Raw genomic sequence first — 25,903 nt, 5'->3', positions numbered from 1 at the left:
CAGTGCAAGCACCTGCTGTCCCGGCACGCGCGCAGGGCGGACGGCTCGTTCCGGGACTAGGGACCCGTCACGGCGGCCGAGGTCCGCTCCGCGAGCCAGCCCGCCATCGTCCGTACGCCGAGGCCGATGGCGCGCTCGTCCGGGGCGAAGTCGGGGTAGTGCGGGTAGGCGGCGGTGACGGGTGCGCCGGGGGCGCGGACGCCGAGGAAGGTGTACGTACCGGGGACGCGGTCCAGGTAGAGGGCGAAGTCCTCGCCGCTGAAGGGCGGGAACGCGGCATGGAGCTCGACCACCGCGTCCCGGCCCACCGTGCGGCGCAGATGGCGGGCGAGCCTGCGGCCGTCGGGCTCCGGGCAGACCATGGCGGGGAACGGCTCGGCGGGAAAGCTCACGTCGGCGGACTCCGCCAGTCGGCGGATGTCCGCGCGAACCTCCGGGTACCGCTCCTCCGGCCAGCAGCGGTAGGCCACGCTCACCGTGTCCTCCTGCGCGGTGGCCCGGACGGCCACGAACCGGGCCAGCGGCCCGCCCGGCACCTGGGCGTCGGCGACCAGCCGCTCCAGGTCGGCCGGGGTCTGCGGCACGGTCACCGTCGCGAGCGCGGCGATCTCGGGGGCCAAGCGCTTCGCGGCCTCGGGCGCGTCCGGGCCGGAGAGCGTCATTACGGCCTTGTCCTGGCCCGGCAGCCCGTAGCCCGGGGTCACGGCGAACCGGCCGACGGGGAACGGCCCGCAGTGCAGCGCGTGGATCTCCTCCACCCCGGTGCGCTCCAGCACCCCCGCGTCGATCAGCGCGCGGGCCCCGGACAGCGTCTCCTCGGCGGGCTGGAAGAGGAACACCACCGTTCCGTGCAGATGCCGCCGCAGGCGCGCCAGGACCCGCGCAACGCCGACGGCCACGGCGGTGTGGACGTCGTGCCCGCAGAGGTGCGCCGCCGCTGGGCCGCCCCCGACGATGTCCTTGGGCGGCACGGCGTCCATGTCCGCCCGGTACGCCACGGTCCGGCCAGGACGTACGCCCCGCAGGACACCGACCACGCCGTGGCCGCCCACCCCCGTGGCGACGTCCAGCCCGGCCGCCCGCAGCTCCCGCGCCACCACACCGGCGGTGCGCCGCTCCTGCCCCGGCGTCTCGGGGTGCCGGTGGAGGTCCCGCCGCAGCGCGATCAGCTCGCGCTCCAGCCGCGCCACCTCGGCGTCCACCGCCCCCTGCGCCACTCCCCGCGTCCCCCGCGTCCCTCCGTGCGCGGCGGCCCGCCCCGCGGTGCCCCAGGTCATTCCGGCACCGGCCGCCGCCGCGCCGGTCAGCAGCAGCGTGCGACGTGCGAGAGCGCGCTCCGCGTGAGCCGTTCTTCCTTCGTGGTGTGTCATGACGCCACGATCGCCGCACGCGGGCCCGCGGCCCATCCGGCGAGCCACCCGCCCGGGGGTGGGGGCAGCCCCCTCGCCGCGGTCGGGCCGCGGCCTCAGACGCGGTCGAACGGCTCGGCGTAGGCGAAGGGGCCCTTGAGGGTGGGTTGATACGCGGTCAGGGGGCGGGCCTGGAAGTAGTCGCCCCAGGCGAGGTCGGGAGCCGTGATGCCGTACGCGGCCGCGGGGCGGAAGCCGAAGCGGCCGTAGTACGCGGGGCTGCCGAGGAGGGCGACCAGGGACTCGCCGAACGCGTCCGCCGCGCCCAGGATCGCGTGCATCAGCGCCAGGCCCACGCCCCGGCGCTGGTGGGCGGGGTGGACGCTGAGGGGGCCGAGTCCGAGGGCGAGGTCAGGGCCGACGTGGCCGCGGGTGCACACCACATGGCCGATCACGTCGCCGCGGTCGTCGGCCGCGACGAACGACAGGGCCGGTAACCAGGCGTCGCAGGTGCGGAGTTCATCGAGGAGGGTGACCTCGACCGGGACCGCGGCCTCCGACTTGCCGAACGCTGCCGCCGTGACGTCGCGTACGCCGGCGAGGTCGGAGGGGGTTTCTCGTCGGATCAGCATCGGCACAGGATGCGTGGCGGATCGAGCCCGGGGCAACCCAATTAGCTCGCCTCGGCGCGGGTGGCGAGGGCCCGTTCGGCCCGGACGTACGTCACGTCGTGGTCGGCGAGGACGTTCGCGGCGACACCGGGGCGGGCGAGGAGCGCGAGCAGGAGGTGTTCGTCGCCGATGTGCTTGTCGCCGCGGCCGAGCGCGATCCGCAGCGACCGTTCGAGCACCGACTTGGCCTCGGGGGCGAAACGGCCGCGGGAGCGGCGGCGGCGCGGGGCGGCGGCCAGGGCCCCGACGCCGTGCTCCTGCTCCACCCGGGAGACGACCGCGTCCACGTCGATGCCGAGCCCCGCCAGGGCCTCCGCGTCCGCGGGCGAGATGCCGCCGCGGCGGCGGGCCTCGGTCAGGGCGCGTTCGATCGAGCCGCGCCGGGTGGTGGCGCCCAGGGTGGTCAGGACGTGGGCGGCGGGGCTGTCCGCGCGGTCCAGCAGCGCGAGCAGCAGCTCGGGCTCGCCGACCGTGGCGCCGCCCGTCTCGTCCGCCCGCCGGACGGCCCCGCGGACGACCTCGCGGGCACTGGTGGTGAACCTCTCGAACATCAACGCCTCCCGTGCTTCTTGTGAACGGCCTGACGGCTGACGCCCAGTTCGGCCGCGATCTCCTGCCACGACCAGCCCTTGGCGCGGGCGCTGCGCACCTGTACGGCCTCCAGCTGCTCCAGCAGCCGGCGCAGCGCGGCGACGGCGCGCAGTCCGACCCGGGGGTCCCGGTCGCCGGCGCGCGCGGCGAGATCCGTTGCTTCGGTCATGCCGTCAATGTACGTTGACACAAACTCGGACGTCAACCGTGATTGACAGCCCGCGGCGGTAATGGGGTCGACGCGCCCTCCGTGGCTCCGGCAACCTCTGGCCATGGACCCCCGTCACTGGCCCCTCTACGGACTCCGCCTCCACACCCCGCGCCTTGAGCTGCGCCTTCCCGACATCGCGCGGACCGACGAGCTGGCCGCCGTCGCCGCGGGCGGGGTGCACGACCCGACGGAGATGCCGTTCAGCGTGCCGTGGACCGATGCCGCCCCGGCGGAACGCGGTCGCGCGACGTTCCAGCACGTCCTGCGCACGATCGCCGAGTGGCGACCCGAGGACTGGGCGCTGAGCCTCGCCGTACTGCACGGCGGCACGGTGATCGGACGGCAGGACATCACCGCCACCGGCTTCGCGGTGACGCGGGAGGCGCGGACCGGCTCCTGGCTGGGCATCGCCCACCAGGGGCAGGGCTTCGGCACGGAGATGCGCGCGGCCGTGGCGCATCTGGCGTTCGCCGGGCTGGGGGCGCTCAGCCTGACGTCGGCCGCGTTCATGGAGAACGGGCGCTCGCTCGGCGTCTCGCGCCGCCTCGGTTACCGTCCCGACGGCCTGGAGACGGTCGCCGTACGGGGCGAGAAGCGGACGCTCCAGCGACTGCGGATGGACCGCGCGGCCTGGGAGGAGCGGCGCACCGTCCCGGTGGAGGTGCGGGGGCTGGAGCCGTGCCGGGAGATGTTCGGCGCGCCCGCCCCCAGCACCCCCGAGCACCCCTGATGCGAGGACCTGTGGCCCGATTTACGGTGGTTCGAGGGGGCCGCGACGACCCGTGGAGGTGGCATCCACATGGCGGGCAAGTTCGAGATCTATGAGGACAAGCGCGGCAAGCACCGCTTCCGCCTGAAAGCGGGCAACGGCGAGATCATCGCGGTCGGCGAGTCCTATGACTCCAAGTCCGCGGCCCAGAAAGGCGTCGAGTCGGTCAAGAAGAACGCGCCCACGGCCGAGGTCAAGGAAATCCCGACCGACAAGTCGTAGGCCCGGCGGGGCAGGTTCGGTGCGGTAGCCGCGCCGTACGGCCGAAGGCGTCCGTACGGCGCTCGCTACTCTCCCGTACGTGACCAAGTCCCCGATATCCCCCGCCCTGGCCGCTGCCCGCACCCGGCTCCGCCGGGCTCGCTCCGCCGTCGTCCGCTGCTGGTCGCATCCCCGGCTGAGGTGGCCCAAGCGCGTCGTGGCCGCCCTCGTGGGGTGCCTGGTGCTGTCCCTGCTCGCGGCCGGGATCACGCTGCGGCTGAACTACGCGGGCGACCCCGAGCCCGGCACCCGCACCCGGGGCCGGGACGCGGTGTGGCTCGGCCACGCCTGGGTGGACGGCCGCAACGGCGACGCCGAACTCGCCGCCTTGGCCCGGCGGATACGCGGCACCGGCGTCCGCGACCTGTACGTCCACGCGGGCCCGCTGGACCACGACGGCACCCTGTCCGCGAAGCGCTACCCGCGCGCCGGGTGGCTGCTGAAGGCCGTCCACCGCGAACTGCCCGGCGTGCGGGTACAGGCGTGGCTCGGCGACGTCCTGGCCACCGAGGGCCCGACCGGGCTGCGGCTGAGTGACCCGGGCAGCCGGGCCCAGGTGGTGCGCTCCGCCCGCCAGATCCTCGACGCGGGCTTCGACGGCGTCCACTTCGACCTGGAACCGCTGCACTCCGGCGACCGCGACTACCTCACCCTCCTCGACGACCTGCACGCCCTCACCCGCGCCCGCCGCGCCCCGCTCTCGGTCGCCGCCCACCAGATCGACCCGCTGCCCGCGCTGCACTCGGTGGCGGGCTTCTTCTTCAACCACCCCAAGTGGTGGTCGCAGGCGTTCTTCGGACAGGTGGCGCGGCGGGTCGACCAGATCGCGGTCATGTCGTACGACACGTCGATGCCGCTGGAGAGCCTGTACGGCGGCTACGTGGCCCAGCAGACGGAACTCGCCCTGGAGGCCACCCCGCCGGGCACGGACCTCCTCATGGGCCTGCCCGGCTACCACACCAACAACTGGGGCCACCACGCCTGGGCCGAGACCGTCACCGCCGCCGTCCGCGGCACCCGCCTCGGCCTCGGCCGCGAGGACCGCCTGCGGAAACGGTTCGGGGTGGCGCTGTACGTGGACTTCGCCGCCACGGACGCCGACTGGGCGGCGTACCGGGAGGGGTGGGGGCTCGCGGAGGCGTCCGGAGGCTGACCGGGCCTCGCTCAGAACGCCGCCCGGGTGGCGGCCAGGAGGCGGGCCGTGTCGTCGGGGCAGATCATGAGGGCGCGGCCGACGGTTTCGAGGACCGCGCGCTCGGCGGGGCGGTAGGGGCCGTCGGCCACGGCGATGCGGGCGCCCTGGAGGAGGATCGCTTCGCGGCCGGTGGGGGCGAGGTGGGGGGCCAGGGGCTCCAGGGCCTCGTGGAGCTCGATGGCGAGCGCCGTACCGCAGGGGTCGAGGCCGTCGCGCTCGCCGGTGGCGGCGCCGGGGAGGCGGCCGGTGTCGGCGGCGAGGGCTTCGATGAGGGCGAGGAGCTGGTCCTCGTCGCAGTCGGCGAATCCGGCGGCGCGCACGGCGCCGACCGCCACCTGACGCACCGCCGTGGCCTCGGTGCCGCCCGCGGCGAGGACCGCGAGGGCGACGGTGTGCACGGCGTCGCGCAGCATCGCGGAGAAGCGGGTGGTGGTGGGGTGGTCCAGGACCTCGGTGCCGAACCGGGCCGCGCAGGCGGCGCATTCGACGACGGGCGCGACCGGTCCGCGGGGCAGCAGCGGCAGGCCGAGCACCACGATGCGGCGGCGGCCGGTGCGGCGGCGGTAGTTGCGGTCGCCTCCGCAATCGGGGCAGAAGAACTCACCATCGCCGACCGTCCGCCATAGAGTGCGGACGCCTACCACACACAGGTCCCGGTCACGGCGGGCTCGCGCGTGCACCACGTCACACCTCCATAACGCTTCGGCCACGTTGCCGCGTTGACGTGATGCTAGCCACATCCATGATGCGCCGTCAGTACCCCGAACGGAGACAACAGGCCAAACCCGAGGCCCCGCCCACCTCATGCGGCGAACGGGGCCCCGTGTGGGTGACAAGCTCAGCAGGCGTTTACCGCCGTGCGCGGTTGACCGCCGAGACGACGGCCTTGAGGGAGGCGCGCACGATGTTGGCGTCGACGCCGACGCCCCACAGCACCTTCCCGTCGATCGCGCATTCGATGTACGCGGCGGCCTGGGCGGCCGCGCCCTCGCTCAGGGTGTGCTCGGAGTAGTCCAGCAGCCGTACGTCGATGCCGATGGCGCCCAGGGCGTCGAAGAAGGCGGCCAGCGGGCCGTTGCCGGTGCCGGTCAGCACGGTCTCGGTGCCGTCCACGACGGCCTCGACGGTGAGCGCGTCGGTGCCCTCGCTGGTGGTGGACGTCTGGGCGGTGCGCAGCGCGATCCGGCCCCACTGGTTGTCGTCCGTCGGCAGGTACTCGTCCTGGAAGGTCGCCCAGATCTGGGCCGGGGTGACCTCGCCGCCGTCGGCGTCGGTCTTGGCCTGAATCGTCTTGGAGAACTCGATCTGCATGCGGCGCGGCAGATCCAGGTTGTGGTCGTTCCGCAGGACATAGGCGATACCGCCCTTGCCGGACTGCGAGTTGACCCGGATGACGGCCTCGTAGGAGCGGCCGACGTCCTTGGGGTCGATGGGCAGGTACGGGACGGCCCACTCGATGTCGTCGACCGTCTTGCCCTGCTCGGCCGCGCCGGCCTCCATCGCCTCGAACCCCTTCTTGATGGCGTCCTGGTGGGAGCCGGAGAAGGCGGTGTAGACCAGGTCGCCCGCGTAGGGGTGGCGCGGGTGGATCTGCATCTGGTTGCAGTACTCGGCGGTGCGGCGGATCTCGTCGATCTGCGAGAAGTCGATCTGCGGGTCGACGCCCTGGGAGAACAGGTTCATGCCCAGGGTCACCAGGTCGACGTTGCCGGTGCGCTCGCCCTGCCCGAACAGGCAGCCCTCGATGCGGTCCGCTCCGGCCATGATCGCCAGCTCGGCGGCGGCGACGGCCGTACCGCGGTCGTTGTGCGGGTGGACGGACAGGCAGATGTGCTCGCGGCGGGACAGGTTCCGCGACATCCACTCGAACCGGTCCGCGTGGGTGGAGGGCGTGGAGCGCTCGACCGTCGCGGGCAGGTTGAGGATGATCTCGCGGCCGGCCTCGGGCTGCCAGACGTCCATGACGCCCTCGCAGACCTCCAGCGCGAAGTCCAGCTCGGTGTCGGTGAAGATCTCGGGGCTGTACTGGTAGCCGAAGACCGTGTCGTCGCCCAGGATCTTGTCGGCGTACTCGACGACCAGCCGGGTGCCGTCCACCGCGATCTGCTTGACCTGCTCACGGGTGCCGCGGAAGACGACGCGGCGGAAGGTGGGCGCGGTGGCGTTGTACAGGTGCACGGTGGCCTTGTGCGCGCCGCGCAGCGACTCGACGGTGCGCTCGATCAGCTCTTCGCGGGCCTGGGTGAGGACGGAGATCGTCACGTCCTCGGGGATCGCGCCCTCTTCGATGATCGACCGTACGAAGTCGAAGTCGGTCTGGCCGGAGGAGGGGAAGCCGACCTCGATCTCCTTGTATCCCATGCGGACCAGCAGGTCGAACATCTCGCGCTTGCGCACCGGGGACATCGGGTCGATCAGCGCCTGGTTGCCGTCCCGCAGGTCGGTGGACAGCCAGCGCGGTGCGGCGGTGATCCGGTTGTTCGGCCACGTGCGGTCGGGGATGTCGACGGCCTCGTACGGGCCGTACTTGTGGATCGGCATGCCCGAGGGCTTCTGGGTGACGGTCGCGGCGGTGATGGGGGTGGGACGGCCTACGGCGCGCTGACCGGGATTGTCGGACGTGCTCATGATGCGTGGGCTCCTCTGGGATCCGCTCGTGGTGTCCGCTGGGACGAAAGTCCATGGGGCGGCCGACGGGGCGTAATCACCGCAACACCGAACTCCGCGGGGAGGGGGTCGGCCTACGACTACAGGCCCTCGCCGCGGCAGCTAAGAAGAAGCAGCCCGAAACGCATGATGCTCAGCAGCCTAACCGAGACGCGCCCGGCGCGTGGACCCGTATCACTATGCGGACCACGGCATCCCTGCAAGGAGAAATAGACATCTACCACTCGATTTCATCAATCATGACCGCAAGGCGTGACAAGCGGTAGACGCGGTGCGACATTGCCTGGATGGATGTCAACGCGAACTCCCGCAGCCGCCGTGTCTTCTGCACGATCGTGCCGCCGCATGTCCTCGACAAGGTCTCCCAGCACGAGGACTCCGCCCTCGCCGACCCCGCCCGCCGCACCCTGGAGCGGGACGCCCTGGAGCGCACGCGCCGCCGGATCACCACCGTCCGCGGGATCGCCGCCCCCACCCTGGAGGGCGCGCCCTCCGACCGGCCCAAGCGGACGATCTACGACTCCCAGCACCAGGACGCGCTGCCGGGGAAGAAGGTGCGCGGCGAGGGCGACACGGCGACCTCGGACGAGTCGGTGACCCGGGCCTACAACGGGCTGGGCGCGACCTTCGAGCTGTTCCTCAAGGTCTACGGCCGCCACTCGATCGACGACGCGGGCCTGCCGCTGGACGCGAGCGTCCACTACAGCCAGGACTACAACAACGCGTTCTGGAACGGCGAGCAGATGGTCTTCGGCGACGGGGACGGCGAGATCTTCCTCGACTTCACCATCCCGATCGACGTCATGGCCCACGAACTGACCCACGGCGTCACCCAGTACACCGCCAACCTGGAGTACTTCGGCCAGTCCGGCGCGCTCAACGAGTCGATGTCCGACGTCTTCGGCTCGCTCGTCAAGCAGCACGCGCTGGGCCAGAGCGCCGACGAGGCCGACTGGCTGATCGGGGCCGGGCTGCTGGCGGAGCGGGTCACCGGGGTGGCCCTGCGCTCACTGAAGGCCCCCGGCACGGCGTACGACGACAACGTCCTCGGCAAGGACCCGCAGCCGGGCACGATGGACGACTACGTGCGCACCTCGCGCGACAACGGCGGCGTCCACATCAACTCCGGCATCCCCAACCACGCGTTCTACCTGGCCGCCACGGCCCTCGGCGGCAACGCGTGGGAGAAGGCCGGGCGGATCTGGTACGACGTGCTGACCGGCGGCGAGCTGTCCCCCGACGCGCAGTTCGACGACTTCGCCCGGCTCACGGTGGCCGCCGCCGGAGCCCGCTTCGGCGAGGGCGAGGAGCGGGACGCGGTGCGGGAGGCCTGGGAGGGCGTCGGGATCACGGACCTGGACGCGCGCTGAGCCCCACCCTCGGGTACTGATGGACCTATGCGTATCTCCGTGACCCGATCCGGCGGATTCGCCGGAATCGAGCGCCGGGCCGATCTGGACACCGCCGGTCGGCCCGACGCCACCCATCTGGCCGCCCTGGCCCACCAGGCCGTCGAGTCCGGCGCCCCGGCGGCCACGCGCGGCGTCCCGGACGGCTTCCACTACGAGATCACGGTGGACGGCCGCACGGTCCACGCCGCGGACCCCCACCTCAGCGACGCCCAGCGGGAGCTGGTGCGGACGGTCCTGAAGGAGGGCACGTAGCGCCCGAGCGGTCTCAGAATCCCAGGCGACGGAGCTGCTTCGGGTCGCGCTGCCAGTCCTTGGCGACCTTGACGTGAAGGTCGAGGAACACCGGGGTCCCGAGCAGGGCCTCGATGTGTTTGCGGGACTTGGAGCCGACGTCCTTCAGGCGGCGGCCCTTCGGGCCGATGATGATGCCCTTCTGGCTGGGGCGCTCGATGAAGAGGTTGGCGTGGATGTCCAGCAGCGGCTTGTCCGCCGGGCGGTCCTCGCGCGGCAGCATCTCCTCCACGACCACCGCGATGGAGTGCGGCAGCTCGTCCCGTACGCCCTCCAGCGCCGCCTCGCGGATCAGCTCGGCGACCATCACCTGCTCCGGCTCGTCGGTCAGGTCGCCCTCGGGGTAGAGGGTCGGGCCCTCGGGGAGCAGCGGGACGAGCAGATCGGCCAGCAGGCCCACCTGGCCGGCCCCTCTCCCACCACCACCCTCAGACGAGGGACTGCGTCCCGCCCCCATTTTTTCCGCGCCCACGGCCGAGACCGGGACGATTTCGGCCCACTCGATGCCCAGCTCCTTGCCGAGCCGGTCGATGGCCAGGAGCTGCTGGGCCAGTTGCTCGGACTCGACCAGGTCGGTCTTGGTGACGATGGCGACCTTGGGCGTTTTCTTGATCCCGGCCAGCTCGGCGGCGATGAAGCGGTCGCCGGGGCCGAGCTTCTGGTCGGCGGGCAGGCAGAAGCCGATGACGTCGACCTCGGCCCAGGTGGTCCGTACGACGTCGTTCAGCCGCTCGCCGAGCAGGGTGCGCGGCTTGTGCAGACCGGGGGTGTCCACGAGCACCAGCTGTGCGTCGGGGCGGTGCACGATGCCGCGCACGGTGTGCCGGGTGGTCTGCGGGCGGTTGGAGGTGATCGCGACCTTCGTCCCCACCAGCGCGTTGGTCAGGGTCGACTTGCCCGCGTTGGGGCGGCCGACGAAGCAGGCGAAACCCGAGCGGTGCGGGGTCTCCCGCTGCTCGGTCGGGGACGGGGTACCGGCAGTCATGGCCACCATTCTCCCCGATGCCCCGGACCGCTCCGACCAGCCGTCCACAGCGTCGTTCCGGGCCGGTGGCTCAGACCGGCAGCGAGGCGCGCAGGGTGCCGTCGGTGCCCGCCAGCAGGATCGGGGTTCCGGCCCCGCCCAGGTCCCGTACGGCCGCGCGGTCCTCGTCGGTGGCGGTCTCCGCCTCGGTCACCACGGCCGCGGCCTCCAGCGACTTCGCCCCGCTGGCGACCGCCATCGCGACGGCGGTGCGCACCGCGCTGAGCTGGAGCGAGTCGAGGGCGACGGTGCCCGCGACGTACGTACGGCCCGTCTCGTCACGTACGGCGGCGCCCTCCGCGACGCCGTTGCGGGCGCGCGCGGAGCGGGCCAGCGTGATGATCTTGCGGTCTTCGGGGTCCAGCTGCGCTGCTTCGCTCATACGGATGAGCATAGGACGGGGGACTGACCGGGCGTGACACCGGTTGTGCGAACTGCATGCACGCATGGACCCGCGCCGGGCCGCAGTGGCGACGGCCCGGCGCGGGCGGACGGGATCCGCTACGGGAGCAGCGGCAGCGGCTGGAACGTCAGCGAGGCCGACGCCGTGGCCGGGCTGAGGCCCGGACCACCCGCGAAGGTGGCGGTGTACGTGTTGGCGGTCAGGACCGAGGACGGGACGGTGACATTGGTCAGCGTCGCCGTGCCGGAGGCGTTGGTGACCGCGCTGCCCAGGGCGATCGGGCCCAGCACGGTGTTGGCCGTGAAGACGATCGTCTGGCCGGGGACGGGGTTGTTGGCCTGGTTCTTGAGCGTGGCGCTGAGGGTGGGAATGACGAGCTGGCCGTTCATCCGCAGCCGGATGACCGCCGGGGCGGCGGTCAGGGTGGTCGTCGTCGAGCCGGACACGGTCTGGGTGAGCGTCGCGGTCGACGAGTTGAAGCAGCTGTCACCGCTGTAGGTGGCGGTGACCGTGTGGGAGCCGGTGGTGAGCGCGTTGGTGCTCACGGTCGTCTGTCCGGCCGCGTTGAGCGTTCCGACGAGGGTCGGGCCGCCGCTGATCACGAAGGTGACGGTGCCGGTCGGGGTGCCGGTCGCCGGGGCGACCGGTGCCACGGTGGCGGTGAAGGTCACCGTCTGGCCGGGGGCGGAGGGGTTGGGGGTGGAGGTGATCGTGGTGGTGGTACCGGCCGTGTTCACCGTGGCGGTGCCGGTGGCCGTCGAGCCCGCGACGCCGGTACTGCCCCCGTAGGTGGCCGTGACCGTGTGTGCTCCCACGCCCAGCGCACTGGTGGTGACGCAGGCCTGACCGCTGGCGTTGAGCGTTCCGGTCAGGGTGGGACCGCCGCTGATCACGAAGGTGACGGTGCCGGTCGGGGTGCAGGTGCCCGGCGCGACGGTCGTCACCTGGGCGCAGATCGTCACCGGCTGGCTGCACACGGCCGGGTTGGGCGAGATCGTCAGTGTCGTCGTGGAGGCGGCCTGGTTGACGGTGACCGAGCCGCTGCCCGTGGAGGGCGCGACGCCGCCGCCTCCCCCGTAGGTCGCCGTCACCGTGTGGGTGCCGACCGGGATGGCGGTGGTGGAGACACAGGCCTGACCGCTGGCGTTGACCGTGGCCGTGAGGGTCGGGCCGCCCGCGACCACGAACGTCACCGTGCCGGTCGGGGCGCAGGTGCCGGGCGGCACGGTGGTGACCTGGGCGCACAGCAGGACGGACTCGCCGCAGACCGACGGGGAGGGCGTGACCGAGACCGTGGTGGTGGACGACGCCGGGTTCACCGTCAGCGTGGTCGTGCCCGTCGAGCCTCCGACGCCGGAGTCGCCCGCGTAGGTGGCGGTGATCGTGTGGGTGCCGACCGGCACCGCCGTGGTGGTCACGCACGCCTGGCCGGTGGCGTCCAGGGTCGCCGTCAGCGTCGGGCCACCGGTGATCACGAACGTCACGTCACCGGTCGGGACGCAGGTGCTGGGCGGAGCCACCGTCACCTGGGCGCAGATGGTCACCGCTTCGCCGCAGGCGGAGGGGCTCGGCGTCGCCGTGACCGTCAGCGTGGACGTGCCCGGGTTGACGGTGACCGTCCCGACGCCCGAGGAGCCCGCGACGCCGGTGTCGCCGGAGTAGGTGGCGGTCACGGTGTGGGTGCCGACCGGGATGGCGCTGGTGGTCACGCACGCCTGACCGGTGCCGTCCACCGTGGCCGTCAGCGTCGGGCCGCCCGCGACCACGAACGTCACCGTGCCGGTCGGGGGGCAGGTGCCGGGCGGCACGGTCGTCACCTGGGCGCAGATCGTCACCGATTCGCCGCAGGCGGAGGGGTCGGGGGCGGTGACGGTGGTGGTGGAGGCCGCCTGATTCACCGTCACGCTCGCGGTGCCCGTGGAGCCCGCGATGCCGGAGTCGCCCCCATAGGTGGCGGTCACGGTGTGGGTGCCGACCGGGATGGCGCTGGTGGTCACGCACGCCTGACCGGTGCCGTCCACCGTCGCGGTCAGCGTCGGGCCGCCCGCGACCACGAACGTCACCGTGCCGATCGGGGTGCAGGTGCTGGGCGCTGCCACCGTCACCTGCGCGCAGAGGGTCACCGCTTCGCCGCAGACGGACGTGGCCGGCGTCACCGTGACGGCGGTCGAGGACGTGGCCTGGTCGACGGTGACCGTCCCGGTGACCGTGGAGCCCGCGACACCGGTGTCACCGGAGTAGGTGGCGGTCACCGAGTTGGTGCCCAGGGGCAGTTCGTCGGTCGTCACACAGGCCTGGCCGGTCGCGTCGAGCGGGGCGGTGAGGGTCGGGCCTCCGGGGACGGTGAAGGTCACCGTTCCGGTGGGGGTACAGGTCCCCGGCTCGTCCACGGTCACCGTCGCGCACAGCGTCACCGTCTCGCCGCACACCGACGGGTCGGGGGTGGCGGTGAAGGCGGTGGTCGAGTCCGCCTGGTTCACCGTCACCGGGATCAGGGCCGAGTTGGACGCGGCGAACTCGGTGTCCCCGCCGTAGAAGGCGGTCGCCAGATGGGTGCCCACGTCCAGATCGGCGACCGTGACGGACGCCTGCCCGGTGGCGTCGAGGGGCGCGGTGAGGGCCGGTCCGTCGGCGCTGATGATGAACGTCACGGTGCCGGTCGGGACCCCCGAGGCGGGCGGGACGGCCGCCACGGTCGCCGTCAGGGTCACCGCTTCGCCGCAGACCACGGGGTTGGGCGAGGCCGTCAGGGAGGTGGTCGTCGCCCCTTGGTTGACCTGCTGGATGCTGGTGCCCGTCGACGGGTCCAGGTTGGCGTCGCCGTTGTAGGTGGCCGTCACCGTGTGGGAGCCCACGGACAGGGAGCTGTCGGTGAAGGAGGCTTGTCCAATGGCGTCGACCGCCACGGTCACCGGCACACCGGCGTCCAGGGTGAAGGTGACCGTGCCGGTCGGGGTGAACGCGCCCGGTGGAACCGAGGCGACGGTCGCGGTGTAGGTGACGGCCTGGCCGGGGACGGAGGGGTTCGGGGTGGAGGTGACCGTGGTGGTCGAGGAAGCCATGGGAGCGGCCCCTTCCCGGGGTGCGGTATGGGGGAGGGGTGGACCGCCCGGGTCTCCGCGCGCAAGCCCGCGGAGACCGTGTTTCCCTGCGTGGGGGTGCCCATACGGCCGACCTGCCTACGTCGGAACGACAAGCCGGCTGTCCCCCGACAGGGGTATGGGCGGCCCACCGGTCGGTATCTGCAAGTAAGCCGCTGCCTACGCCAGATGGGCCAGACCACAGAGGGGGAATGCATCCGTATGGCGCAGCGCGACCCCGCGCGTCCGTGCGCCTCCCCGCGCGGGCGTGATACGGAGCGCCCCCAGGCGCCCCGCGCCCGCCTACGACTCGGCCGCCGCCGTCTCCCGCACCGGCTCCACCAGCACCGTCACGATGCGGTTGCGGCGGCCCGCCGGGGATTCGGCGGTCAGCCGCAGCGCCTTCAGGGCCGGGTCGGTGCCGCCTTCGGGGACGTCGACCTGGGCCGTGGCGCCCGCGATCGGCACCCGGCCCAGCGACTTGGCGAGCAGCCCGCCCACCGTCTCGACGTCCTCGTCCTCCAGGGCCGTGCCGTACAGCTCGCCGAGGTCGCCGAGGCCGAGCCGGGCGGTGACCCGGTGGGTGCCGTCGCCGAGGTCCTCGACGGGCGGCAGTTCGCGGTCGTACTCGTCGGTGATCTCGCCGACGATCTCCTCGAGGATGTCCTCGATGGTGACGATGCCAGCGGTGCCGCCGTACTCGTCGATCACCACGGCCACGTGGTTGCGCGCCTGCTGCATCTCCCGCAGCAGGTCGCCCGCGTTCTTGGTGTCGGGGACGAAGACGGCGGGCCGCATGGCGGTGGAGACCAGCTCGGACTCGGACTCCCTGTTGATGTGCGTCTTGCGGACCAGGTCCTTCAGGTAGACGATCCCGACGATGTCGTCCTCGTTCTCCCCGGTGACCGGAATCCTGGAGAAGCCGGAGCGCAGCGCGAGGGTGAGCGCCTGCCGGATGGTCTTGAAGCGCTCGATGGCCACCAGATCGGTGCGCGGCACCATCACCTCGCGCACCAGGGTGTCGCCCAGCTCGAAGACGGAGTGCACCATGCGCCGCTCGTCGTCCTCGATCAGCGACTCCTGCTCGGCGAGGTCGACCAGCGCGCGCAGCTCGGCCTCGGAGGCGAACGGGCCCTTCCGGAAGCCCTTTCCGGGGGTGAGCGCGTTACCGAGGAGGATCAGCAGCGGCGGGATGGGGCCCATGATCCGGGCCAGCGGGAGCAGCACATAGGCGGCGACGGTCGCGGTGTTGAGCGGATGCTGCGCGCCGATGGTGCGCGGCGAGACGCCCACCGCCACGTACGACACCAGGACCATCACGCCGATCGCGACGGTCAGCGCCTTCCAGGTCTCCGGGAACGCGTGCAGACAGGCGTACGTGACGACGGCACCCGCCGCCACCTCGCACGCGACGCGCACCAGCAGCGCCACGTTGAGGTAGCGGGTGGGGTCCTCGGCGACCAGCATCAGCTTGGCGCTGCCCCGCCGCCCGTTCCGCACCGCTTCCTCGGCGCGGAACCGGGTGGTGCGGGCGAGGCCCGCCTCGGCGCAGGCCGCCAGCCAGGCGACGACCACCAGCAGGACGGTCGCCGTGAGGAGTTGCCCGTTCATCGCGTGGTGGGGGCCGGGGAGGGCCCGGTCAGGCCGTACTCGGCCCGCCAGCCGTCGATGATCGCCGCCTGGAGGCCGAACATCTCGGCGCGCTCGTCCGGCTCCTCGTGGTCGTAGCCGAGGAGATGGAGGACGCCGTGGACGGTGAGCAGCTGGAGCTCCTCGTCCATGGAATGCCCGGTCGGTGCCTCCTCCCCCTGCTTCTTGGCCACGTCGGGGCAGAGCACGATGTCACCGAGGAGGCCCTGCGGGGGCTCCTCGTCGTCCTTGGCGGGCGGCCGCAGCTCGTCCATCGGGAAGGACATGACATCGGTCGGCCCCGGCAGGTCCATCCACTGGATGTGGAGCTGCTCCATGGCGTCGGCGTCGACGACGATCAGCGACAGCTCGGAGAGCGGGTGGATACGCATCCGGGCCAGTGCGTAGCGGGCGACGTCCAGGATCGCTCGCTCGTCGATGTCCGTACCGGATTCGTTGTTGACGTCGATCGCCATGGGGTGGTTCGTCTTTTCTCGGGTTTCTCGGGTCTCTTCGGGGTCGGTCACTGGCCGTTGCGGCTGTCGTACTGCTCGTACGCGTCGACGATACGGCCGACCAGCTTGTGCCGGACCACGTCCTTACTGGTGAGCAGGGAGAAGTGGACGTCGTCGACGCCGTCCAGGATCTCCCGCACCTGGCGCAGACCGCTCTTGGTCCCGCCGGGGAGGTCGACCTGGGTGACGTCACCCGTGATCACGATCTTCGAGTCGAAGCCGAGCCGGGTGAGGAACATCTTCATCTGCTCGGGGTTCGTGTTCTGCGCCTCGTCGAGGATGATGAACGCGTCGTTGAGCGTGTTGTGTGTGAGCAGGTAGTCCTCAGTGACATACAACGAGTCTTCCGCCGCGACCTGGATGCACACGGCCTCCTCACGGCCAGCGGGCTCGATGCTGTCGATGGAACGCATCGGACGACCGCCGCCCCCGGCTGCATGGTACTTGTCCCGCTTACGCGGCAGCCGGAACGGCTCGATACCCTCTGGGAGTCGGATGTCCATGATGTGTGCGTCATGGCGGTAACCGGCATCACGGCCGTTCGCCCTGCCCGGCGACCGGCCTGCCGCTGTCCGACAGCGGGTATACGCGACACCGCCCAGCGACCGGACCAGGGAGATCACGTCATCCTTCAGCTGGGCCGACGTGGTGGTGTACTGGATGCGGCAGGTCCGGGCCGCCTGGGTGACCGGTCCGCCGTCGGAGTCCAGCAAGCCCTGAAGGACAGCAAGCCGGGTCTCCGCGGTGTTGTGCAGATAGCTTTCCGGGATGAACTTCGTATGCGAGCGGGTGCCGAGCAGCCCCAGGGTGCGCAGCACACCTGTGACCGGGTTCTCCAAGGTGATGACATCCCCGGACGCCCGCACCCGATTCAGCACGTAATCCACACTCGACTTCCGGCGCATCTGGATACCGGGCAACGCCGCACCGAGGGCTGAGGCCAGCTCCGGGTCCTCGGTGGAGAAAGCGGGCGTGGTGGATCCGGTCAGGCAGCCGTCCCCGAGCAGCAGACCCAAGGCGTACGGGTCCATGGGGACCTCTCGCTCCGGGAAATGCACAGGCGCGGTGAGCATCGGAAGCTCGTACCTGCGGGCATGCGCGGCACGCAGTTTGTCGATCATCTGCCGGGTCTCGAGGACCCGCCACGGCTTGTTCCGGCGGCGGTCCGAGGCGGTGCGCACGGTCCACAGGTGCTCGCCGCAGCACAGGGTCCGGGAACCGTCCTGGGCGGTGACGCGGTAGATGTCCTTCTCACCCTGCGGGTAGACACCGAGGACCGGGGTCGGCTCGCCGTTCGATCCGATGACCAGGTCCCCCACCCGGAGGTCGCCCATCGGAACCCAGCCGTCCGGCGTGAGGACCTTGGTGAAGACGGGCTGCGCACGGCCGCGCATGTACGCCAGCGGGGCGACCTCGATCGTGCCCGCGGCCATCAGGCGCGGGATGGAGTCGGGGTCGAGCATGTCGTGCAGCGCGTCGTACAGGGGGCGCAGATACGGGTCGATCTTCTCGTAGAGCGTGCCGGGCAGGAAGCCCAGCCGCTCCCCCGCCTCGACCGCCGGCCGGGTCAGGATGATCCGGGTGACCTGCTTGGACTGGAGGGCCTGGACCGCCTTGGCCATCGCCAGATAGGTCTTGCCGGTACCGGCCGGGCCGATGCCGAAGACGACGGTGTGCTTGTCTATCGCGTCGACATAGCGCTTCTGGTTGAGCGTCTTGGGGCGGATGGTGCGGCCGCGGTTGGAGAGGATGTTCTGAGTGAGCACCTCCGCGGGCGTCTCGGCCGCCTCGCCCTCGCCGTTCTCGGCTGCGCGCAGCATGGAGATGGAGCGCTCCACCGCGTCCTCCGTCATCGGTTGACCGGTGCGGAGCACCAGCATCATCTCATCGAACAGACGCTGGACCAGGGCGACTTCCTCAGGGTCCCCGGTCGCGCTGACTTCGTTGCCCCGGACATGGATATCGGTCGACGGGAACGCCTTTTCGATCACACGCAGCAACGAGTCACCTGATCCCAGGACCATGACCATCGGGTGCTTGGTCGGAACCGTGAACTGCGCATGCGCCTGCGGTGCTGTGGTTGGTTGCGTCATGGGCTCGGCTCTGCGGCCTGCTCCTACCTCCTGCGACAAGGGTTCTCGCTGCTCGACAACCTTGAGATACCAGGGTACGACGGGCCACCGACAAGACCCGAGTGCTTTTACTCCATACCCTTCATCACACCGGGCCGCAGGCGCTTCGTGCCTGGTATCGGGCACGGGTGTTCACGCCCGGCGGAAGCCGATCGTGGGGACGGCCCGGCGCAGCAGGCTCGGGCGGGCGGCGGGGGGCAGCAGACGGTCCAGGAAGGCGTAGCGGCGCAGCGCGCTCGGCGACTGGTCGTCGTAGGAGCGGGCGTGCTGCCACCAGGCACCGATCTCGCACCAGCCGGGCGCGGAGAGCGAGCCGCCGAACTCCTGGACGGACAGCGCGGCGGTCAGCCCGGCGAACGCCAGCCGGTCGGCGAGCGGCCAGTCGGCGAGGGTGCCGGTGACGAAGCCCGCGACGAACACGTCCCCGGCACCGGTCGGATCCAGGGCCTCCACGGCGATCGCGGGCACCTCGGCGGTCTCGCCGGTGCGGCCGTCCACCGCGTACGCCCCCTCCGCGCCCAGGGTGACCACGGCGAGCGGTACCCGATCGGCGAGGGCGCGGGCGGCGGCCCGCGGGCAGTCGGTGCGGGTGTAGGACATCGCCTCGGCCGCGTTGGGCAGGAACGCCTCGCAGTGCTCCAGGTCGGCGAGGTCCGCCGGGTCCCAGCGGCCGGTGTCGTCCCAGCCGACGTCCGCGAAGATCCGGCTGCCGCGCCGGGCGGCCTCGGCGACCCACTCCTCCCGGCGGCCGGGGACGAGGGAGGCGATGGCGGCCCGGGCCGGGGGCGGGCAGCTGGGCGCGGGCTCCTCGGGCGGCGGCGCCTCGTGGCCGTGGCTGACCATCGTGCGCTCCCCCTCGTACGCCATGGAGACCGTCACCGGGGAGTGCCAGCCGGGGATGGTGCGGGACAGCGCCAGATCGATGCCCTCGCCGCGCTCCAGCGCGTCCCGGCAGTAGTCGCCGTAGTGGTCGTCGCCGAAGGCGGCGGCGAGCGAGGTGCGCAGGCCCAGCCGGGCCAGCGCGGTGGCCATGTTGGCGACGCCGCCGGGGCTGGAACCCATGCCGCGCGCCCAGGACTCGGTGCCGCGGACGGGCGCGGAGTCGAGGCCGGTGAAGATGATGTCGAGGAAGACGGTGCCGGTGAGATAGACGTCACAGCCGGGGTCGCCTGGGCCGCGGACGGCCGCCAGCGGATCGAGCAGGGGGCGGCAGGGCGAGGGCTGATCACCGTCGTGTGTCATCACCGTGTGCTCCCAGGTCGGACCGTTCTGTTCTGTTGCTACCGGTTTCGTTCTGTTGCTGGCGCCGTGCGCTTTTGCTGGTGCTTCGTTCCGTTGATGCCGCTTCGTTCCGTCGTTGCCGCCGGGACGGATGCGGCCAGTGTGCCCGATGACACCCGTCCCGCGGCGGGACGGCGGCGGGACGGCGGCGGGACGGCGGCGGGACGGCGCTAGCGCCGCTTCGGCACGGCCACGCTCATCAGGTCCTGGGCGACGGTCAGCTCCCCGTCGAAGCCCGCCGCGCGCGCCTGGCGCTCGAACTCGGCCGGGTCGCCGTACCGCTGCGAGAAGTGCGTCAGCACCAGGTGGCGTACGCCCGCCCCGGCCGCGATCCGGGCCGCCTGCCCGGCCGTCAGATGGCCGTGCTCGGTCGCCAGCGGCTCGTCCTCGTCCAGGAACGTCGACTCGATCACCAGCAGATCGCAGCCCTCCGCCAGCGCGTGCGCCCCCTCGCACAGCCGGGTGTCCATGATGAACGCGAACCGCTGGCCGCGCCGGGCCTCGCTGACCTCCTCCAGCGTGACCGTGCGCCCGTCCCGCTCGATCGCGCCCTCCCGCTGGAGCCGCCCGATCTCGGGCCCGCGCACCCCGTGCGCCGCGAGCCGCTCCGGCAGCATCCGGCGGCCGTCGGGCTCGACGAGGCGGTAGCCGTACGACTCAACCGGGTGCGAGAGCCGGACCGCCTCCAGGGTGTACGCGGGGGTACGGGCGATCACCTCGCCGTCACCGCTGACCGGCCGCTGGGTCAGCCGGACCGTCTCGCGGTAGGCCGTGGCGTACCGCAGCCGGTCGAAGAAGCGCTGTCCGCTCGCCGGGTAGTGCGCGGTCACCGGATGGGGCACGCGGTCGAGGTTGATCCGCTGGACGACCCCGGCCAGCCCGAGCGAGTGGTCGCCGTGGAAGTGGGTGACGCAGATCCGGTTGATGTCATGGGCCGCCACCCCGGCCCGCAGCATCTGCCGCTGCGTGCCCTCGCCGGGGTCGAACAGCATGCCCTCGCCGTCCCAGCGCAGCAGATAGCCGTTGTGGTTGCGGTGCCGGGTGGGCACCTGGCTCGCGGTGCCGAGGACGACCAGTTCCCGCGCGGACAACGGGACTACCCGGGGGGCCAGTTGAGGCCGCGGCCGCCGAGGACGTGGGCATGCGTGTGGAAGACGGTCTGCCCGGCGCCCGAGCCCGTGTTGAACACGACCCGGTAGCCCGTGTCGTCGATCTTCTCGTGGGCGGCGACCGCACCCGTCTCGACCAGCACGTCGGCGGCGATCCGCGGCTCGGCGGCCGCCAGGGACACGGCGTCCGGATAGTGCACCTTGGGGATCACCAGGACATGCGTCGGCGCCTGGGGGTTGATGTCGCGGAACGCGACGGTGGTGTCCGTCTCGCGGACGACGGTCGCCGGCACCTCCCCCGAGACAATCTTGCAGAACAGGCAGTCGGCCTGCGGTTCTCCCGCCACCGGTGGCTCCTTACGGATCGTCGGCTGGATCATCGGCACTTCTGGATCATCAACGTCTTCGCACGGGATGCTACCGGGCCTCCCTCAGGGCGGCCCGCTCGAACCAGATGGTGATCAAGGGGGGCACCCAGCCCGCGTGCGTGAGCACGTGGAGGAAGACCCGGTCCGTCCACGGGACGGTCACGATCAGCACGGCGCACAGCGTGCTCCACACCGCCTCGTACAGCGACACCTTCACCCAGAACTCCCGCCGTACCAGCGACCGGACGCCCAGCTTGGCGCCGTGCGGCAGCTTGCGGTACGCGCGCCAGGCGCCCAGCGCCCAGACGACCCCCATCAGGGCGAGCGAGTAGAGCCTCGTGCCGAGGGGCGCGGGCAGCGCGGTCGGATCGTCCCCGGTGGGGAAGACCCTGGCGGTCAGCACGGCGATCAGCAGGCACAGCAGGGCGAGCCAGCGGGTGCCGCGCACCATCCGGAACAGCGTTCCCTCCAGGCCCCTGCGCAGCCCCTGGTCGCTCGGGGCGGCGGCCAGCGCCTGGGCGTAGCCCTGGGCGACCTCCGGGAGCTTGGCGTCCTTCGCGGCCGCCTTACGGGTGGCGAGCTGCTGTAGCGCCCAGGCGTTGGACGGGTCGAGGCGCAGCACCTCGCGCACCGCCTGGTCGCATACGTCCTGCCGCCCGGTGACCAGGGCCGCCCGCCACAGGCCGTGGTGGGTCTCGATCTCCTCCGGTCCGAGCCGCACCGCGGTCACCGCCGCCTCGTACATCTGCGACCACTCACGCTGACCGATCAACGCCTCGGAGAGCGTCACGTACCCCGCCCAGTGGTCCGGCAGGATGCGGACGGCCTCACGGGCGGCGGCGACCGCCTCGTCCGCACGTGCGAGCCGGCGCAGGGCGTACGAGCGTATCCGGTGCGTGGCGAAGTCCTCCGGGGCGCGGCGCAGCGCCTCCTGGGCCGCGTGCAGCGCGTCCTGGAAGTCCTCGGCGTGGTTGTGGCAGACGGCCAGCCGCGCCCAGGCCCGGACGTCGTCCGGATCACCGGCCAGGCGGCGGGCCAGCAGCTCCTTCGCCTGGTCGTACCGATCGAGTTCGATCAGCGCGGCCGCCTGGGCGGTCAGCGGGTGCTCGGTTCCAGTCTCGCTCATGTACGGTCCCCGTTCGCGGCGTTCACAGCATCCGCTTGCTCTTGAGGTAGACCAGCAGATCGTCGTACGTGCCGCCCTCGTTGGCGAACTGGGCCACGTTGCGCGCGGTGTCGAACCACGGGCGGGTCGAGGGCCGCACCTGGCCCAGCGCGGCCAGCAGATCGTCCTGGCCGATCATCCGGGCCTGTCCGGTCCGTACGGAGTCCATCAGGGCGCGCTCGGCCGCCGTCTCGCACAGGTACTTGAGGTCCGCGCCGGAGAATCCGTCGGTCTTCTTGGCCAGCTTGCGCACGTCGACGCCCGCGATCGGGCGGTCCGCCAGGTGGTGGCGGAGGATCGCCTCGCGCGCGGGCTGGTCGGGCGGCAGCACCAGCAGCGTGCGGTCGAGGCGGCCGGGGCGGCGCAGCGCGCCGTCCACATCCCAGGGGTGGTTGGTGGCGGCGAGCACGAACAGCCCCTCGTTGGCCTGCGCGTCGACCCCGTCCAGCTCGGCCAGCAGCTGGTTGACGGTGGTGCGCAGCCCGCTGTGGCGGAGCTGGCTGCGCTTGGCGCCCAGGGCGTCCAGCTCGTCCAGGAAGAGCACACAGGGGGCGCTGCGGCGGGCGGTCTGGAACAGCTCGCGCATGTTCCGTTCGGAATTGCCGATCCACATGTCGAGAACGTCGCTGATGCTGACCGACATGAAGTGGGCGCCCAGCTCCCCCGCCACGGCGCGCGCGATGTACGTCTTGCCGCAGCCGGGCGGCCCGTACATCAGCAGCCCGCCGCGCAGGCTCTTGCCGTAGAGCTTGCGCAGCTCGGGGTTGCGCATGGGGGCGAGGAAGGCCGCGTCGAGGCGTTCCTTGACCTCGTCCATGCCGCCGATGTCGGCCAGGCGCACACCGGTGCGCTCCACCTCCCACGCGGAGGTCTCACCGGGGTCGTCGGAGCCGTCGGCGGCCAGCGGCCTGTGCGGCCGGGGCCCCTCGTCGGGGTGCTCGGGGTGCTCGGAATCCGCGGGGTCGTCCGGGGTCTCCACGAAGCGCGGTGGGACAACGTCCGCCAACTCGCCCTCGGCGCGCCGCCAATCGTACGAACCGGTTCCGGACGCGGGGCCGGGAGCGGCCGGGGCCGCGGCGGGGGCCGGGGCGGCGGGCGGGGCCGGGGGCGCCACGGCGCGCGCCATCAGGGCCTGCGCCCCGGCGTTCCCGGGGTCGCGCTGAAGTGCCGCCGCGACCTCGGATATCGCCTCCTGCCCGCGCCCGCCGTCCAGCAACAGCCCCGCCAGGTGCAGCCGCAGGGGTACATCGTCCGGGGCGGCGGCGACGGCCGTGCGCAGGCTCTGGATCAGCGGTGACTCGTCCGACATGGCCCACAGCTTATGCGGACGCTATTTCCCGGGTGCGGTGGTCCTCTCGTCGTACGTGTGGCGGGAGCTGGTGGCCTCGTCCCAGGGGTGGGTGCGCTCCGGCGTCGGGCTCTCGGTGGCGTCGCCGCCGTCGCACTCGCCGATCACATCGGCCTGGAAGACCTTGTGGCCGTCGACCGTGCCGGTCAGATCACCGCGCACGCAGTGGTTCTCCCGCACATAGGTGACCTTGCCGCGGATCCCGATGGCCTTGTCGTCCTCGGTCCTGCCCCGGCAGTCCACGGAGGCGTCCGTCGTGCCCGCGTCACCGGCGCGGGAGGCCGAGGCCCCGGCGGTGGGGCCGGTCTTCAGGTCCGCGTTGCAGGTCAGCCAGCGCACCCCGATGCCGCCCCGCTCCAGGGCGGAGGTGGAGACCTTGTCCGTGGTGATCGAGACGGCGATCGCGGTGACCCCGCCGTCCCTCGGCTCACACCCCGTCACCGCGGCGGCCGCGGCGACCGCGGCCACGACCGCCAGCAGTGGCCGTCCATGCCGTACATGATCGCTTAATACCCCCATAGGGGTCAGGTTCCCATCACGCACGGCGAACCGGAAGACCATCGTCGGCCACCTCGCGGCTCCCCGCGGAAGGGTCAGCTCCAGCGGCCGGTGCGTCCCAACAGGAGCGCGGCGGCGGCCGTTCCCGCCGTGGAGGTGCGCAGGACGCTCGGGCCCAGCCGGTACGGGCGCCCGCCCGCCGCGGCGAACGCCGCCAACTCCTCCGGCGAAACGCCCCCTTCCGGGCCCACGACGAGGACGATATGGCCCTCCTGGGGCAGTTGAGCCGTCGCCAGGGGGTCGCTGCCCTCCTCGTGGAGCACGGCCGCGAGGTCGGCATCGGCGAGAAGTCGAGCAACCTCCTTGGTCGTCATCGCGTCCGCGACCTCGGGGAAGGTCAGCCGACGGGACTGCTTGCCCGCCTCGCGCGCGGTCGACCGCCACTTGCCGAGCGCCTTCTGCCCGCGCTCGCCCTTCCACTGGGTGATGCAGCGGGCGGCCGTCCACGGGACGATCGCGTCGACGCCCGTCTCGGTCATGGTCTCCACGGCCATCTCGCCGCGGTCGCCCTTGGGCAGCGCCTGGACGACGGTGATCCGCGGGCTCGGCGCCGCCTCGTGGCGTACGTCATCGACCTCGACCAGCAGCCGGTCCTTGCCCTCGACGGACGCCACGGTGCCCGAGACGCCCGTACCGGCGCCGTCCGTGAGGATCACCGCCTCGCCGACCCGCAGCCGCTTCACCGACACCGCGTGCCGCCCCTCCGGGCCCTCCAGCGCGATACGGGCCCCGGTGGCCGCTCCCGCGAGGGAGTCGGCCACGAACACCGGGGCGGTCACGACACCACGCCACGCGGGTCCTGGAACCCGTACGCGGACCCCGCCGCGTTCAGCTCGACGGCCAGGGTCTCCACCAGCCGCGCGGCGGGCAGTTCACGCGCCAGCCGGTGCCCCTGCCCGGCCCACAGCGCCATGCCCTGCGGGTCGCCCTCCTTGGCCGCCGCCTTGCGCAGCCCGGAGGTGAGGTGGTGCAGCTGGGGGTAGGCGGCCGGGGCGTACGGGCCGTGGTCGCGGATGAACCGGTTGACCAGACCGCGGGCCGGGCGGCCGGAGAACGCCCGGGTCAGCTCGGTCCGGCCGAACAGCGGATCGGTCATGGCCGCCTTGTGCAGGCCGTTCGCCCCCGACTCGGGGCACACCAGGAACGCGGTGCCCAGCTGCCCCGCGGCCGCGCCCGCGGCCAGCACGGCGGCGATCTGCGAGCCGCGCATCAGCCCGCCCGCCGCGATGATCGGGATCTGCACGGTCTCGCGCACCAGCGCGACCAGCGACAGCAGCCCGAGCACGGCGCCGGGGGCGTCGTCGGCCGGGTCGTTGCGGAAGCCGCCCTGGTGGCCACCGGCCTCCACGCCCTGGACGCAGACGGCGTCGGCGCCCGCCCACTGGGCGGTCTCCGCCTCCACCGGCGAGGTCACGGTGACGATGGTCCGGGTGCCCACCCGGGCGAACGCGTCCAGCACGGCCCGGGTGGGGCAGCCGAAGGTGAACGAGACCACCGGGACCGGGTCGTTCAGCAGGATCGCCAGCTTGGCGTCGTACGCGTCGTCGGCGCCGGACTCGGGGTCCCCGAGCGCGGTCTGGTAGCGGGACGCCTCGCCCGCGATGCGGTCGGCGTACACCGCGACGGCGGCCGGGTCGCCGGGCGCCTGCGGCATGAACAGGTTGACGCCGAAGGGGCGGCCGGTCAGCCCGCGCAGCTGCTTGATCTCCTCGTACATCGCCTCCGGCGTCTTGTAACCGGCGGCGAGGAAGCCGAGGCCCCCGGCCTCGATGACAGCGGCGGCGAGCTGCGGGCAGGAGGCCCCGCCCGCCATCGGAGCCTGCACGATCGGGTACCGGGCGAGATCGGTCAGCGCGGAGGACATGGGCACATGG

The 25,903-nt window shown here is 72.3% G+C and carries 25 protein-coding genes; 5 read left to right on the top strand and 20 right to left on the bottom strand.

Features of this window, described 5'->3' with window-relative positions:
- Positions 1 to 56: 56 nt before the first annotated feature.
- The 4 genes from LCH29_RS35155 to LCH29_RS35140 form a co-directional block, all read right to left on the bottom strand.
- Entirely contained in the window at positions 57 to 1,370 is a 1,314-nt protein-coding gene (locus LCH29_RS35155; RefSeq protein WP_446465721.1) for a M20 metallopeptidase family protein, read from the bottom strand.
- Between the two features lie 95 nt (positions 1,371 to 1,465).
- A complete protein-coding gene (locus LCH29_RS35150) occupies positions 1,466 to 1,981 on the bottom strand; it encodes a GNAT family N-acetyltransferase (protein ID WP_446465720.1) in 516 nt (171 codons plus the stop codon).
- A gap of 41 nt (positions 1,982 to 2,022) precedes the next feature.
- Complete coding sequence (locus tag LCH29_RS35145; protein WP_446465719.1) at positions 2,023 to 2,571, bottom strand: Clp protease N-terminal domain-containing protein; 549 nt, start codon at positions 2,569 to 2,571, stop codon at positions 2,023 to 2,025.
- The gene (locus LCH29_RS35140; RefSeq protein ID WP_055553048.1) at positions 2,571 to 2,780 is read right to left on the bottom strand and encodes a helix-turn-helix domain-containing protein; all 210 of its coding nucleotides are present in this window, start codon (positions 2,778 to 2,780) and stop codon (positions 2,571 to 2,573) included. Before LCH29_RS35140 ends, LCH29_RS35145 begins: the two co-directional genes overlap by 1 nt.
- Positions 2,781 to 2,883: 103 nt before the next feature.
- Here LCH29_RS35140 and LCH29_RS35135 point away from each other — a divergent pair, with 103 nt between their 5' ends.
- The 3 genes from LCH29_RS35135 to LCH29_RS35125 all read left to right on the top strand — a co-directional run bounded on the left by LCH29_RS35135 (position 2,884) and on the right by LCH29_RS35125 (position 5,005).
- The gene (locus tag LCH29_RS35135; protein ID WP_446465718.1) at positions 2,884 to 3,552 is read left to right on the top strand and encodes a GNAT family N-acetyltransferase; all 669 of its coding nucleotides are present in this window, start codon (positions 2,884 to 2,886) and stop codon (positions 3,550 to 3,552) included.
- Positions 3,553 to 3,621: 69 nt separating this feature from the next.
- Entirely contained in the window at positions 3,622 to 3,813 is a 192-nt protein-coding gene (locus LCH29_RS35130; RefSeq protein ID WP_009718006.1) for a YegP family protein, read from the top strand.
- Positions 3,814 to 3,892: 79 nt separating this feature from the next.
- A complete protein-coding gene (locus LCH29_RS35125; RefSeq protein WP_446465717.1) occupies positions 3,893 to 5,005 on the top strand; it encodes a hypothetical protein in 1,113 nt (370 codons plus the stop codon).
- A gap of 11 nt (positions 5,006 to 5,016) precedes the next feature.
- On the opposite strand, the gene LCH29_RS35120 is transcribed toward LCH29_RS35125, so the two are convergent.
- Both LCH29_RS35120 and leuA read right to left on the bottom strand, forming a co-directional pair.
- The gene (locus LCH29_RS35120; RefSeq protein ID WP_039939029.1) at positions 5,017 to 5,730 is read right to left on the bottom strand and encodes a TerB family tellurite resistance protein; all 714 of its coding nucleotides are present in this window, start codon (positions 5,728 to 5,730) and stop codon (positions 5,017 to 5,019) included.
- A 166-nt stretch (positions 5,731 to 5,896) separates the two neighbouring features.
- Positions 5,897 to 7,675, bottom strand: a complete 1,779-nt coding sequence (leuA, locus tag LCH29_RS35115; protein WP_446465716.1) for a 2-isopropylmalate synthase — start codon at positions 7,673 to 7,675, stop codon at positions 5,897 to 5,899.
- Positions 7,676 to 8,001: 326 nt separating this feature from the next.
- Between leuA and LCH29_RS35110 the strand changes: the two genes are divergently transcribed.
- Complete coding sequence (locus tag LCH29_RS35110) at positions 8,002 to 9,084, top strand: M4 family metallopeptidase (RefSeq protein ID WP_446465715.1); 1,083 nt, start codon at positions 8,002 to 8,004, stop codon at positions 9,082 to 9,084.
- Positions 9,085 to 9,111: 27 nt separating this feature from the next.
- Positions 9,112 to 9,378 (top strand): protealysin inhibitor emfourin, encoded by a 267-nt coding sequence (locus LCH29_RS35105; RefSeq protein WP_123104072.1) that lies wholly within the window; start codon positions 9,112 to 9,114, stop codon positions 9,376 to 9,378.
- A 13-nt stretch (positions 9,379 to 9,391) separates the two neighbouring features.
- On the opposite strand, the gene LCH29_RS35100 is transcribed toward LCH29_RS35105, so the two are convergent.
- The 14 genes from LCH29_RS35100 to LCH29_RS35035 form a co-directional block, all read right to left on the bottom strand.
- On the bottom strand, positions 9,392 to 10,411 hold the full coding sequence (locus tag LCH29_RS35100; RefSeq protein WP_446465714.1) for a GTPase Era: 1,020 nt from the start codon (positions 10,409 to 10,411) through the stop codon (positions 9,392 to 9,394).
- 61 nt (positions 10,412 to 10,472) lie between these two features.
- Complete coding sequence (locus tag LCH29_RS35095; protein WP_446465713.1) at positions 10,473 to 10,823, bottom strand: cytidine deaminase; 351 nt, start codon at positions 10,821 to 10,823, stop codon at positions 10,473 to 10,475.
- A gap of 119 nt (positions 10,824 to 10,942) precedes the next feature.
- Complete coding sequence (locus tag LCH29_RS35090) at positions 10,943 to 13,906, bottom strand: beta strand repeat-containing protein (protein ID WP_446465712.1); 2,964 nt, start codon at positions 13,904 to 13,906, stop codon at positions 10,943 to 10,945.
- A 321-nt stretch (positions 13,907 to 14,227) separates the two neighbouring features.
- Positions 14,228 to 15,535, bottom strand: coding sequence for a hemolysin family protein (locus LCH29_RS35085; protein ID WP_446465711.1), 1,308 nt, complete (start codon positions 15,533 to 15,535; stop codon positions 14,228 to 14,230).
- Positions 15,532 to 16,029: an rRNA maturation RNase YbeY gene (gene ybeY, locus LCH29_RS35080; protein ID WP_123104078.1), complete on the bottom strand. Its 498-nt coding sequence runs from the start codon at positions 16,027 to 16,029 to the stop codon at positions 15,532 to 15,534. Before ybeY ends, LCH29_RS35085 begins: the two co-directional genes overlap by 4 nt.
- Positions 16,030 to 16,076: 47 nt before the next feature.
- Entirely contained in the window at positions 16,077 to 18,161 is a 2,085-nt protein-coding gene (locus LCH29_RS35075) for a PhoH family protein (protein WP_446465710.1), read from the bottom strand.
- Between the two features lie 171 nt (positions 18,162 to 18,332).
- The gene (locus LCH29_RS35070) at positions 18,333 to 19,442 is read right to left on the bottom strand and encodes a PfkB family carbohydrate kinase (RefSeq protein WP_446465709.1); all 1,110 of its coding nucleotides are present in this window, start codon (positions 19,440 to 19,442) and stop codon (positions 18,333 to 18,335) included.
- A 209-nt stretch (positions 19,443 to 19,651) separates the two neighbouring features.
- Complete coding sequence (locus LCH29_RS35065) at positions 19,652 to 20,572, bottom strand: ribonuclease Z (protein WP_446465708.1); 921 nt, start codon at positions 20,570 to 20,572, stop codon at positions 19,652 to 19,654.
- Between the two features lie 5 nt (positions 20,573 to 20,577).
- Entirely contained in the window at positions 20,578 to 20,937 is a 360-nt protein-coding gene (locus LCH29_RS35060; protein WP_446465754.1) for a histidine triad nucleotide-binding protein, read from the bottom strand.
- Between the two features lie 70 nt (positions 20,938 to 21,007).
- A complete protein-coding gene (locus LCH29_RS35055) occupies positions 21,008 to 22,084 on the bottom strand; it encodes a tetratricopeptide repeat protein (protein WP_446465707.1) in 1,077 nt (358 codons plus the stop codon).
- A 22-nt stretch (positions 22,085 to 22,106) separates the two neighbouring features.
- Positions 22,107 to 23,432, bottom strand: a complete 1,326-nt coding sequence (locus LCH29_RS35050) for an ATP-binding protein (RefSeq protein ID WP_446465706.1) — start codon at positions 23,430 to 23,432, stop codon at positions 22,107 to 22,109.
- A gap of 21 nt (positions 23,433 to 23,453) precedes the next feature.
- The gene (locus tag LCH29_RS35045) at positions 23,454 to 23,939 is read right to left on the bottom strand and encodes a hypothetical protein (RefSeq protein WP_446465705.1); all 486 of its coding nucleotides are present in this window, start codon (positions 23,937 to 23,939) and stop codon (positions 23,454 to 23,456) included.
- A 125-nt stretch (positions 23,940 to 24,064) separates the two neighbouring features.
- Entirely contained in the window at positions 24,065 to 24,808 is a 744-nt protein-coding gene (locus LCH29_RS35040) for a 16S rRNA (uracil(1498)-N(3))-methyltransferase (RefSeq protein ID WP_446465704.1), read from the bottom strand.
- The gene (locus tag LCH29_RS35035) at positions 24,805 to 25,893 is read right to left on the bottom strand and encodes a nitronate monooxygenase (protein WP_446465703.1); all 1,089 of its coding nucleotides are present in this window, start codon (positions 25,891 to 25,893) and stop codon (positions 24,805 to 24,807) included. Before LCH29_RS35035 ends, LCH29_RS35040 begins: the two co-directional genes overlap by 4 nt.
- Positions 25,894 to 25,903 lie beyond the last annotated feature (10 nt).

It is taken from the genome of Streptomyces sp. BRA346, from assembly GCF_052851135.1.
This window is presented reverse-complemented; position numbering and strand designations above follow the sequence as displayed.

What these genes read in the sequence shown, in the direction of transcription:
- LCH29_RS35100 (WP_446465714.1), bottom strand. Translation starts at nt 10,411, where the DNA reads ATGGTGGCCATGACTGCCGGTACCCCGTCCCCGACCGAGCAGCGGGAG.
- LCH29_RS35095 (WP_446465713.1), bottom strand. Translation starts at nt 10,823, where the DNA reads ATGAGCGAAGCAGCGCAGCTGGACCCCGAAGACCGCAAGATCATCACG.
- leuA (WP_446465716.1), bottom strand. Translation starts at nt 7,675, where the DNA reads ATGAGCACGTCCGACAATCCCGGTCAGCGCGCCGTAGGCCGTCCCACC.
- LCH29_RS35145 (WP_446465719.1), bottom strand. Translation starts at nt 2,571, where the DNA reads ATGTTCGAGAGGTTCACCACCAGTGCCCGCGAGGTCGTCCGCGGGGCC.
- LCH29_RS35110 (WP_446465715.1), top strand. Translation starts at nt 8,002, where the DNA reads ATGGATGTCAACGCGAACTCCCGCAGCCGCCGTGTCTTCTGCACGATC.
- LCH29_RS35130 (WP_009718006.1), top strand. Translation starts at nt 3,622, where the DNA reads ATGGCGGGCAAGTTCGAGATCTATGAGGACAAGCGCGGCAAGCACCGC.
- LCH29_RS35135 (WP_446465718.1), top strand. Translation starts at nt 2,884, where the DNA reads ATGGACCCCCGTCACTGGCCCCTCTACGGACTCCGCCTCCACACCCCG.
- LCH29_RS35140 (WP_055553048.1), bottom strand. Translation starts at nt 2,780, where the DNA reads ATGACCGAAGCAACGGATCTCGCCGCGCGCGCCGGCGACCGGGACCCC.
- LCH29_RS35085 (WP_446465711.1), bottom strand. Translation starts at nt 15,535, where the DNA reads ATGAACGGGCAACTCCTCACGGCGACCGTCCTGCTGGTGGTCGTCGCC.
- LCH29_RS35150 (WP_446465720.1), bottom strand. Translation starts at nt 1,981, where the DNA reads ATGCTGATCCGACGAGAAACCCCCTCCGACCTCGCCGGCGTACGCGAC.
- LCH29_RS35055 (WP_446465707.1), bottom strand. Translation starts at nt 22,084, where the DNA reads ATGAGCGAGACTGGAACCGAGCACCCGCTGACCGCCCAGGCGGCCGCG.
- ybeY (WP_123104078.1), bottom strand. Translation starts at nt 16,029, where the DNA reads ATGGCGATCGACGTCAACAACGAATCCGGTACGGACATCGACGAGCGA.
- LCH29_RS35090 (WP_446465712.1), bottom strand. Translation starts at nt 13,906, where the DNA reads ATGGCTTCCTCGACCACCACGGTCACCTCCACCCCGAACCCCTCCGTC.
- LCH29_RS35075 (WP_446465710.1), bottom strand. Translation starts at nt 18,161, where the DNA reads ATGACGCAACCAACCACAGCACCGCAGGCGCATGCGCAGTTCACGGTT.
- LCH29_RS35105 (WP_123104072.1), top strand. Translation starts at nt 9,112, where the DNA reads ATGCGTATCTCCGTGACCCGATCCGGCGGATTCGCCGGAATCGAGCGC.
- LCH29_RS35070 (WP_446465709.1), bottom strand. Translation starts at nt 19,442, where the DNA reads ATGACACACGACGGTGATCAGCCCTCGCCCTGCCGCCCCCTGCTCGAT.
- LCH29_RS35050 (WP_446465706.1), bottom strand. Translation starts at nt 23,432, where the DNA reads ATGTCGGACGAGTCACCGCTGATCCAGAGCCTGCGCACGGCCGTCGCC.
- LCH29_RS35035 (WP_446465703.1), bottom strand. Translation starts at nt 25,893, where the DNA reads ATGTCCTCCGCGCTGACCGATCTCGCCCGGTACCCGATCGTGCAGGCT.
- LCH29_RS35155 (WP_446465721.1), bottom strand. Translation starts at nt 1,370, where the DNA reads ATGACACACCACGAAGGAAGAACGGCTCACGCGGAGCGCGCTCTCGCA.